Source organism: Vibrio sagamiensis NBRC 104589, assembly GCF_007990935.1.
Lineage (GTDB): Bacteria > Pseudomonadota > Gammaproteobacteria > Enterobacterales > Vibrionaceae > Vibrio > Vibrio sagamiensis.
This window is the reverse complement of sequence record NZ_BJXJ01000062.1, coordinates 1-11,213: the sequence shown is the minus strand read 5'-3', so window position 1 is coordinate 11,213 and position 11,213 is coordinate 1. Positions and strand designations below refer to the sequence as shown.

6 protein-coding genes are annotated in these 11,213 nt (G+C 41.9%); all 6 read right to left on the bottom strand.

The window, feature by feature from the left end; all coding sequences use genetic code 11:
- Positions 1-493: 493 nt before the first annotated feature.
- The 6 genes from VSA01S_RS18495 to VSA01S_RS18470 all read right to left on the bottom strand — a co-directional run bounded on the left by VSA01S_RS18495 (position 494) and on the right by VSA01S_RS18470 (position 10,331).
- Positions 494-988, bottom strand: a complete 495-nt coding sequence (locus VSA01S_RS18495; RefSeq protein ID WP_039983403.1) for a hypothetical protein — start codon at positions 986-988, stop codon at positions 494-496.
- Positions 989-990: 2 nt separating this feature from the next.
- A complete protein-coding gene (locus VSA01S_RS18490; RefSeq protein WP_050567472.1) occupies positions 991-8,727 on the bottom strand; it encodes a polymorphic toxin-type HINT domain-containing protein in 7,737 nt (2,578 codons plus the stop codon).
- Complete coding sequence (locus VSA01S_RS18485) at positions 8,714-9,115, bottom strand: hypothetical protein (RefSeq protein WP_050567471.1); 402 nt, start codon at positions 9,113-9,115, stop codon at positions 8,714-8,716. Before VSA01S_RS18485 ends, VSA01S_RS18490 begins: the two co-directional genes overlap by 14 nt.
- Positions 9,116-9,132: 17 nt before the next feature.
- On the bottom strand, positions 9,133-9,456 hold the full coding sequence (locus VSA01S_RS18480; protein ID WP_039983402.1) for a hypothetical protein: 324 nt from the start codon (positions 9,454-9,456) through the stop codon (positions 9,133-9,135).
- A gap of 57 nt (positions 9,457-9,513) precedes the next feature.
- Positions 9,514-9,834, bottom strand: coding sequence for a hypothetical protein (locus VSA01S_RS18475; RefSeq protein ID WP_039983400.1), 321 nt, complete (start codon positions 9,832-9,834; stop codon positions 9,514-9,516).
- Between the two features lie 167 nt (positions 9,835-10,001).
- A complete protein-coding gene (locus VSA01S_RS18470) occupies positions 10,002-10,331 on the bottom strand; it encodes a hypothetical protein (RefSeq protein WP_227739669.1) in 330 nt (109 codons plus the stop codon).
- Positions 10,332-11,213 lie beyond the last annotated feature (882 nt).

The window sequence follows — 11,213 nt, the reverse complement described above, 5'->3', positions numbered from 1 at the left end:
CTAGGTAAAACGTGCTTTCTATAGGCAGAATGTCTGTTACATCGACCTGATACAAAATTCGACTTAAGACTCTCCCCCATGTATCCAACCCAGCGCCAAATCAAATCCTTCAGGCGCGATATTCACATACCAGTCCAACTCTTCTTTCCTCCGCATAATTAAGCCGCGTTCTTCTAGAGTTCGACAAGAGACTCGAAAATTATGGGCTTGTTGCAAAAACCTCACAATCCGTCAGACTTTAACTATGATTCATCACTGAGCAATGCGTTATGGCCAAGTCTGAATTCAAATGGTGACATTTACACTCGCATTTACTTATTGATTAAATAATACCTAAATCCTATTTTGGTCAAATCTTGATAAGCCAAAAATGAGGGTGCAGGAGAGATCCGCCTTCCTCAATGAACTATTCAATATCTTCGGAATCTACGCATGAAAAGAGGTGCTCAGATAAGCACCTCAGACACATCTTTAATTTTTGCAACAAGCTATTTTACTCGTCAGGGTCGTGGTCCACTTGATGTGTAAATAAGCCTTTTTTCACGAAATAATCGAAATAATCTAGGGAACCTTTATGGTCATTACTAGTCCCAATACGAAGGTAAAGGTCGCTTCCAAATGTAATATACGATCCACAATCCGTTTCCAATCTAACCCCCATCAAGTCTCGGAGACACAATCTACTAATCACAAGAATGGATTCTGTATTTAAATACTCTCCACCTCTAATTTTAATATCACAACAATCTAAATCAAAGAAGTATTTATCTGCACCGTCTTCGCCTCTTAAGTCCATTAGGAACTTTACCTTATACATTAATGTATTAGACGAAAGAAATCTTTCAATAAATTCAATGTATAAGTCCTCAACACGCAAATACTCTTTTTGAGAGAGCTTTTGTCCGTAATATATATTCCCTATATCTGTTACTGCTGACCACGTATCACTTTCTTGCTCTGAGTATTTGCTAATTTGATAATGCTTCATAGTTATTCACCAACCCAATTAAGATCTTTATCGTATGTACCTAATCTCGTCTCTTTTTTGTTTAAATCTTTAGCTGTATTAGCACCTTTATAAGCACCGCCATTATGTCCATCAGCATCTCTTGAGATGAACTTCGGGGTTTTCTTCTTATTATGAAGTACTTTTTGTTTAGATTTATTGACTACACCTTTAACTTCTTTGTAGCCCATAGTCTCAGCATGCTTAACCGCTTCAGCAGACGTTTTAAATGTAGGCCCTGTATTTCTATCCTTAGGGGTAGGGCAATCATTATGAACCCAAGCACCATTCTCACCCACAAAGTAGCTATGGTAGTCGCCTACCTCAAAATTGTAGGTTGTGTGCAGCTCTTCATCATAAGCTATCGAATGCACCGTTAATTCAGCACCGTCTACAGTCGATATACGTTGCCCTACTTCAAGTATGCCAGCCCCAACCCATCCTTGACCTTCAACCCAAAATGGATGTTCAGCAGTCACCCCTAATTGTTCTTTTTCTCCATCACCGTTAAGTAAAGTGAGATTAAAAATTCGCTTATTTTCATTACGGAACAAGGTGACTACGGGTTTCCAATCCGTATCTCCCGTCAATTCATCTTTTGAAGCAACGAGATCGCCAACCTGAATATCTTCGATGGGTTTCAATCCACCTTGGACATGAATCATCGTACCGCGAATAAAGCATTGTTTACCAAATTTCTTAGAAACTTTCTTATAGAACTTAACTGGTGCTTTGACCTTCTTAGCAACGGCACCAAATAATACCCCGCCGACTACCATTCCTGCTTGTTTAAATTCACCTGCAGCAAGTGCTTCTCCAGTTTCAACAACCCCATTAGCTATGTCAACAACTGTAGAAAGAGGTGACAGGTCATAGGCGAAACCTGCAATGGCACTAATCCAGCCACCGCTCTCTTCTTCCTCTTCAGCTTGAGGTTTTTGTTCTCCTTCACTGGATAAGCTTGAGTTATCTTGTGTACCATCGCTTTTATCCGAATCACTGCCTCCTTTTCCACCACTTACTGCTCCATTCTTATCACCAGTAGAATCGCTGCTTGAAGTATCACTACCAACGTCACAACTGCTGCTCGCATTACTTCCGTCAGCATCTGAGCAGAAATACCCTTTTGGATCAGTATACTTCAATGGGTTATTCATTACATAAGAATAACGGTTGAAGCTATTGACCACATAGGGTGATTGCACCAATGGGTCCGCACTGACAAAACGGCCAAGTTCTTGGTCATATACCCGACCATTCATGTGGATCAAGCCAACTTCGGTTATTTCCTCATGTCCTGTGTAACCTCGGTTTGTGATCGCCGCTTGGATAACGCTGGCTGCGCTGCTGTCTTGCCACAGAACATGGCGCTGCTTGCCCCACGTATCATAACTGCGTTTTTCCACCACAAGGCCGTAGCCATCGGTCACCATGTCTACCGATTCAAGGGCATCGTAATGCAGGTAACGGATCTGCTTATTCTTCAGCTTGTTATTGTTGTCTGTGCTTTGCGTATTAAGCGCAATCAACTTACCGTCAGCGAAAACAAAATGTTGGTGTTGTATTTCACCGGTTTTCAGGTTTTTCACTCGCTCATACGTCTTACCGAAGTAGAACGTCACGGTACCATCCGACGAACGCTTTAAGTAACGTTCATGATTGGCATCATACGAGAATTCAACCGTCTTACCTTTACGAATAATTTTGGTCGGTTTATTGTATGGAGACCAACGTAAAATGCGTTCCTCGGTTTTACTGCCTTTCGCTTTGGCACTGAGCATGTTACCCGCCGCATCATACTGATACGACAAGCCGTTTGCCTGTGTCACCGCATGAGGTCCAGCGCCTATGCCTGAGTATTGGTAATCCCCAATATCCGACTTATAAACAATGTTCCCCAACTTATCGTAGCGATAGCTGCGCTTCCCTGTTAGGTCCGGGTTGTTTAAACCATGCTGCGTTTTATCAGCCAATGCGATCGTATTGCTGTCAACACGGTCAAGTGCATCGTAAGTCCAGCGGTCAGTAATACCCAGTTGTTCATCATAACGCTCGGTCACATTATTGTGATTGTCATATTGATAACGTAGTTGACGAATGTGCGGCGCACGTGATGGTTTACTCACGCCATCGGAGCTGAACACTTTATCTGCTTCATAAGTGGCAATTACGTTCACTCGACCAGTATCGGCATCGTGCTCGTAGGTGTTCATCAAACCGTTACCCAGCATTTCACTTAGGGTATGGTCAAATGCATCCGTCGACTGGCGCTGCCAATAGTAAACATAAGCCTCATTCTTATTGGCTGCTGCCAATTCTGAATTAGTCAAGATCGTGTCCAGCATATCAGCTTGGCTTACACCGCCGCTACTTTTGCATCGACCTCTTAAGCTGGCATTAACGCGATCGCCTCCCAACGTATTGGCAAAATCACAGTACACACCACTGAGTTTGGCGACTTTACTGACGAGACCCAATAAATCACTCGCTAACGTTCGATATTCCTTATATTGACGATGGGCAATATTGGCCGCTTGCTCTAAGTCTTCAGCAGCAAACAGTAATTCTCCACGTAAGCTGTCATCCGCTTTGGCTGCGTAAATATCCCCTTGGCGCATCATATCAAGCGTGCCGTTACCGTCGTAGTCACCCGACATCAGCATGTCTTGCATCTGTGTCAGAGTCAGACCATCGAGGGCATTGTCCGGCACTGGGTTAGCGGTCATTTCATGCGTTGCTAATCCATCTTTGCTTCCGCTAGAGGTGAGTTCGGTATCGATACGGAAGATATCGCCCTCTAACGTGACATCCAATGGGATGGTGACGTCATCATGCAAAATTACCCATGTTGCAGGACGAAGGTAACAAGTTCCTTGCTGATCGCACCACTGTTTATAACGATGATGATCTTTTAGCTGATTGGCTGCCGCTTCATCTAGGTTAAATACATCGACCCGTTTATTGCGGTATTCAAAAAACTTATCTCGGAAGAAACTTTCTTGTTTTGCATAACGGCTCGCCCGTTGTAAATAGAGGTTCGCTTGATTGATTGACTGTTGGAGTAACTGACGAATGTCTTCACGGAATTTCGCGCTGGCGAAAATGTCATCTGCGAAGGTTTTCGGGCTTCTAACAGCTGAAACATAACCGTATTGGTTATACACATACTCCACCGCAAGGCGTTGATTATCAGGCTTACCCAGCTCCGATGTTTTTGTTTTGCCATCAGGTCTCACTTCCCGAGCGATACGTTCAAAGGCGTCGTAAGTGTACTGTGTTGAGAAGATTTCTTTACCAACGGTGACCGCTTTTTCTTGCAGTAAACCGGCCTGGTCATAGAAATAATCACTGCGTTGGCCTTTACCGCTCATCCACGACAGTGTACCTAAAGCACCACGCTCGTCATAGCGCCACTGCGAGGTTTCGCTGCCCTCTTTTTGAGACACCTTACGACCTAAGGTATCGTACTCGACTTGAGTCATGACCCCATTAGCATCACGCTTATACACTAGCTCACCGAGTGCATTATATCGATAATACCAATGCCCGATATCCGGATCATCCAATTGAGTGCGGTAACCAAGGTTATCGTATTGGATCTGAGTAACATTACCGGCGGAATCTTGCGTACGTTTTAGCTTACCGTCTGGGTAATATTCATAGGTTTGATAAGCCCCTAATGGCTCGTCTTTACGGATCACATGCCCCATCACATTGTGTGTGGTGCTGCGTTTAAAGCCGCGTGCATCCGTACCCTCAATACGGAACCCTTTATATTGCGTGGTAAAAATGGCTAATGTGCCGCGATTCGCAGGCTCAATACGACGAATTTCACGATCAAGCTTATCGTATTCAAACGTGACACGAGGCGCTTTCCCTTTTTGGTCAAGGAACTGAGCCGTCGTAACAAAGGTTTTATGACCTTGCCTATCCCAGCCAGTATCGACAACCACCCAACGCCCATCAAAAGCTCGGTGCAGTCGGCGCACTTCTCGGTCTGCATAATCATACTGCATCACCTGAGTCACACCATTGCTCTGTGTGGTCGTGACACAAGACGCCGTAGTGGATAAACGGTGTTCACATTGCGCACCCAGCTGATACGTTTGCTCAATGCGATTGTTTTTCCCAGGTAACGTTCTGCGTACTTCTCGACCAAACGCATCGTATTCGTAACGTGTAGTTCGGCCTTTAAGCGCACTGGTTTCACTCACTAAACGACCTTGCCCATCATAAACCGTCCTGGTCGTATGACCTTTGGCATTGGTGGTTGTTTTGAGTTTTAATCCGTTCGCTTCGAAGCCATAACGCGTGGTACGAGTGGGTAAGTCACTGCCAGATTGGCTCTCACTCACCACATTACCCCAGGCGTCATATTGGTAGGAAAGTACTAAGCGCCGGCCGCCTCCCATGCCCGTTTCGTATTCAGAGCCAGACGTGATGGCCTGACTAAGAAGCCCTTGGCTGTTATAATTGTAGTCATTTTGCGTGGTTTTACTTAATCCTGATTGATGGTCAGTGATGGTTTTCACACTGCGTGAGCGTGCACCAACCTTCCAGTACTCTTGGCCGGTTTGGGTGACCGATTGAGCCACGCTGTTGGTTGTAGTACTCAGCTCCAATTGACTGTCTCCAATCACATTGCCTAGCTGATACTGCCCACATGGCGTTAAGCTTTGACGGTCAAATTCCGCCTGACTGACTTGGCTCAGTTCTCCTGTTTGTTGAGTAATACCGTTGTATGGATCACGAGAAGTTCCTGTGACACGATAACGAAAACGTTCTTGGTGTTGCGTCACAAAAATAGGTGTATCCACATCACCGTGGATCAAGACAAATCGATCTTCAGGCTTAAAATAGATGTCTTTATTCGTAGTTGAACAATACGCCGTCAGCCCATCTTGATAATGAGCAAACTTCGCCGCCATGTCCGACACCATATTTGAAGTAATGGTGTTGTAGGTGTAGGACGTTGTACTGTAGCCTTGAGACAAATATTGATTGTCCACACGAGTCGTAAAACGGTCTTTACTGTTTAACGCATTGCTGACCGTGGTTTCTTCGCGGGTGATCGCACCGAAAGTATTGATGGAACTGGATATCTGAGTGGTCTTCTGTAATACACCAGACTCAAACTGCTGCTTGGTGATCTTACTCGGATACACTTGGTAAGCGCCATTCCCCTTACCCACGGTTTGATACTCGTAGCTTGTTGAGGTGATTTTATCTGAGGCTTGATAAATAAACCGCCTTTTACCAACATGCTTGTAGACCTCAACTTTTTTCAGTTCTCCTGCTTTTTTCAAATCTAACTGGTTGTAATGGCTAACTGTTGTCGTCATTTCATAAGAATTAAGCCAAATACTGGTTAAGTTAAATGCTATGGATTCAACTTCCGTGATGGTTTCAAAACCTAAAAAACCGCCGCCTAAAGCGTGATACTTAGCCCCTTCATAGTTATATGAATAACGGGTTGGCAAAACTGATAATGAATAATATTGGCTCATTGGGTAACCCGCCCCTAATGGGATCTTAATGACCTCCCTGACTAAATAACGTACAGGGGTCGTATTTAAGAAAGGGTAATCAAAATAGCGCTTTTGAGTATGTGCCGTTTTATTTGTTGCAGAGCTATAGTTTATCTCAAAGGAATTTAAAGCCTCTTTAATGACTTTTATTCGGTTAAAAGCCATGCCTTCTGATTGGTATTTATACGAAGTTTGCTTATACGATTCGCCGATGCTACCAACATAATCTTCAATGCCATCGCCATTGATATCATCAACCAGATAGACGTCTTTTATACCAGCAACTGCACGTGATTTTTGGAAGTTAATTTTACCCGCTTCATTAGTCCAGCAAGTATTGTTCACGCAAAGATCAGGGTAACCATTACCATTAAAGTCTATAAAGTTAAGTGAATGCGATTTCCATCGTTTAACTATATGACTTTGTGAACTTATTGACTTAATAAAATTCTTTCCATCGAATAAATAAACCGACAGCCCTCCATTATTTAAATCAACAACAGAAAAGTCCAAATACCCATCGTTATTAATATCAGAGAATTTCACATGTGATGCTAAAAAAGCACGCCCTGCAATAGGTTCTGTACCATAAGTACGTTGCACTTTTATACCAAAAGGTTGGTGGTTTCGTTGAGATAGACTTACTTTGATCTCTCTACCCTGCAGATAAACCCAATCATCATGACCATCTTTGTCTATATCAAAAACCCTTACAGACCTTGGCCGCCGATTCCAACGTGGCTTATCTCGTAGTGATTGCTTTCCATCGCCATTAAAATCTCCAGCAAACTTGTGAGCTTGATCTTGTGAAAAGTCAACCATGACCCCATCAAGGTTTGGGGTATAACTAGCACCTAAAGTCTTTTCCAAAATTTCAGGCATACTTAAAGCAACATTGGCTTTATCCGATAGAAGATAGAGACTGTTGCCTCCGTTGCCAATAAAGCCCTTATTTTCCCAAGTAAAGGGAGGAACAATCACACTGGGGTTATCTATGCTCCCTTTCAATGCAACTCCTAATAATCCTGGTCCAGTGTAGGTTCCATTTGGCTGTAGAATTTTACCCGGTGTTCCTCTGTTTCTTCCGACATTATCCCAGTTAATTCTATTTAACTTAGGTTCAATGCCACTCCCAACTTGATAACCAGACGCTTTAATTACTTCGCCATACAACTCTTTTATGCCGTCTCTATCAACATCAAAATAGCGGGCATGAGCAAAATCCAGAGAAGATTTCTTTCTTAATGAGTCTTGGCTCACTTCTTCTACCCAATCAAACTCAATCGGCGTTGCACACTCTCCTTTGACAGAGCAATATTGTACTTGAGTTACCAAGCTACGCTCAGTTTGGTTAGAATAGCGATAATTAATGCCATAAGTGCCGATTTGTTTTGAATCAGCATCAAAAGTGACGACTTCCTTAAGTCGTTCAGTACGATTTAATAGGCTACCAAACAAATATTGTGAAGTTTTATCCTTACGGCCTTCGTACCGGAATTCAACTTTCCCCCCAACATAACTGATATTACGCAGTTGATGGATGCCCGCCGCATTCTCCTCGCGATATTGGTATTGAATATGATTATGTTTACTGGCGTCAGTTTTCTTATTGATCGCCCATTTGTAGACATGGGATTGATTTGGTAGTTCGACCCGAGAATCGGCACTGACCCCGTATTCTAAAACCGAGCCATCCGTGCGCCAAATTTTAAAGTAAGCCGGACCAGAGCCACCGCTATCCCCAAATGAAACAATTTTATCGTAACCATTCTTCTTAATACGATATTCGGTTAGATCTTTTCCATCCGCTCCGTTAACGGCGATCAGACGTTCGCCATCCAGACAGTAACGATCCTCTTGGTTAAAGCCTACTCCACCTTTTAAGCCGTCGATGTTTAAGTTTTTACCACAACGGTAGATGGTTGAATGTCCATGCAATTGCCAGCCGATCCCCATAAGGCCATTGGGTAAATTACTTTGATAACGCAAACTCAGCGCTGGCTGATGACCTGCTCGGCCTGATGAAATGCTAATGGGAACATTGTAAGTCGCATTACCAGCGCTGGTTTTGTATTCCCCTGATAGCTCTAGGGTCGGGGTTGAAGAGGCAGAAATCGCCTGCCCCGGCACGAATGAGGCAGCCAAAAGCACCCATATCATGGTTTTATTTATTAAATGGTTATTGCTCACCATTTGGTCCTTTTTGTGTATCGAGACGTTGTTGAAGTTGTTTAAATTGTTCTAATTGCAGCTCTAATTCAGCCAACTCATCAGGAATGGGATAGTTTTCAGGAATGTTTTCATCAGAAAATGCCTCAAGATCTCCGCGGATAAGCTCTAATTCAGGCTCGGCAACTTGCACTATGCCTGCTGCCATCGTTTGTTGCAGTTGGATCACCGGAGAAGGAAAAGCCACGTCATCACTGAGGGCCAATTCTTCACTACTCTGCTCTACCGGTTTATTTTGAGATTGGGCGTTTATTTCTGCTCTTTTTTGTTCTGGCTGCATAAGAAAATAACCAGCAGTAATGCTGCCTATTGCAATACCAACAAAGACAGAACGCCGTATGTATTGATTCATGTAAATGACCTGTTCGGTTATTTTTGAGCTAGATAAGATGCATAAGCTACGGGCACTGTTATACGCCAAGGGCTGGTGCCACATTCTTTAATCCAAAAGCCGATTGGTGTTTTAGCTGTATAAGCAGTTAAGGCCATGCTGTACATTTCCTTGAAGCCAAGTGAGTCTTTATCCAGCTTAACTCGGTCTGCCTTCTGACAATTTTTAGTGTTTATAAAGCCTTTGCTATAGATATAAACTTGACCATTTTCAACCTGAATACGCTCTATCATTTGAGAAGAAGTATCGGCATATGTATTTAATGAAATAAGAAATGCAAAAAGTAATGAAAACTTTTTCAATGTTACTACCTCAAAATTATTTTTTAGATGATGAAGACGGTGGAAAGAAGGTAGTTTTTATAGAGCGATATACCCAATATGGCAGTGTTTTTTACCGCTCTTAGTCTCCCAATTACTGTAAATCGTAACGGGTCTGTCTGCGAGTCTTGCAGCAAGTAGTACACTTACATATGTTTCGTAATTCGAGTCAGACTCATTTAAATAGGCCCAAGTATGTTCATTTCCACAAAGAGGCTTATTTCCTTCCAATATCACTCTAAAGCCGAAGTTTTCACCATTAGTTACATGGATATTAGATATATTTCCTCTTACATCACCATGCCAAGCATTAGCAGCGTAGGAACAAAGAAGGACACAAGTAAGAAGTAAGTAACGCATATTTATTTCCTTATGGATTATTTTTAGTCACTCTGTAATAGAGTTAAAGCCTATTATTTTATTAGAAATAGAAATTTCACTCACAGGGATAGTTTTTTAATTTAAGATTGAAATGAGGTGCTCAGAAGGTTAGCGAAGAAACACCTTTAGTTTTCATAACAAGCTCACTAATCAAGATATAGATTTAAAATCTTAATCCAAGCTCCTTCACAGCCCAGTGTCGTAACGGTGAGACTTTGGCCTGATGATTTTGCAGCTATGATGACAGATTTAAGGACGGGATCTCCGGTTCTTAAACCCGCCCAACCGTTATTACCTGGACACTGCTTCGCTTCATTGGCTCTAGGAAAGCCACCTTTTAACTGTAATGCAATCGCACCATCTGGCGTTACATATACCCTATGTACTTGGTTTGAATCAGTAGAAAATGATGAGGATGCCGCGACTTTAAAAGTTGCTGTCAAAATCAGCATATATGCAAAGATGATTTTTTTCATTTAATCAATTCCCTTTAATCACTCAAGACCACTTCTCAACATTACATAATTCGGTTTCTCAGAGGCACCGTAGGACTTAAGATCACTGCAATTTTTAAGATTATAATATTGCAATCTCAAGGGCTTTTGAGCGGTTATCGCAGTAAGAACAATACCTGCCCAAGATTTGCATGTCTCAGGGCTTATATTGTTATGTGGTCGATTCATATTGCAAAGACCTACTGCATTTTTCCATGTTGTATTGATTATCAATGTACCAGAGTGCTCAACCCAACTATCTTTGACCTTCCCTTCACAAGAAATCGATTCAGCCGAAAGGGCGCTATTTGTAACAAGAGGGAGTGTAAGCAAGATTAAAGTTTTAATGTTTTTTATTTTGACTCTCATTCCATTTTCCTAATTTATTTATAAGGGCAAAAAATAATTCTGTTATTTTATTAGAAATGGAAATATATTTAAACCAATCTGATCAGTATTAAAAATAAATTTTAATTTAAAACTTCAAAAAATCAGGAATAATTCAATCTAAAATAAAAAAATTTGTCACAAAGAAAGTTTAAAATTACTATTTATTCAATTTCATTTATATTAATTCACTTCTGTACTTTTTTAGCCATGCTTAAACTAAGTTAATTCTAATATTAATACCATTACTAATGGGTACTGAAAAAGCCATAAAGTGAGATATTTTGGCTTACTGCAACAAGCCATAAGAATAAAGGAAGATACGCTCATAAAATTGATAATTTAATAATTGAAGATGTGTATGAGATGCCTATCTGAGCACCTCTTTTCATGCGTAAATTCCAAAGATATTGAAGAGTTCATTGAGGAAGGCGGATCTCTACTGCACCCTCAGCTTAGGCTCGTCACGACGTAACC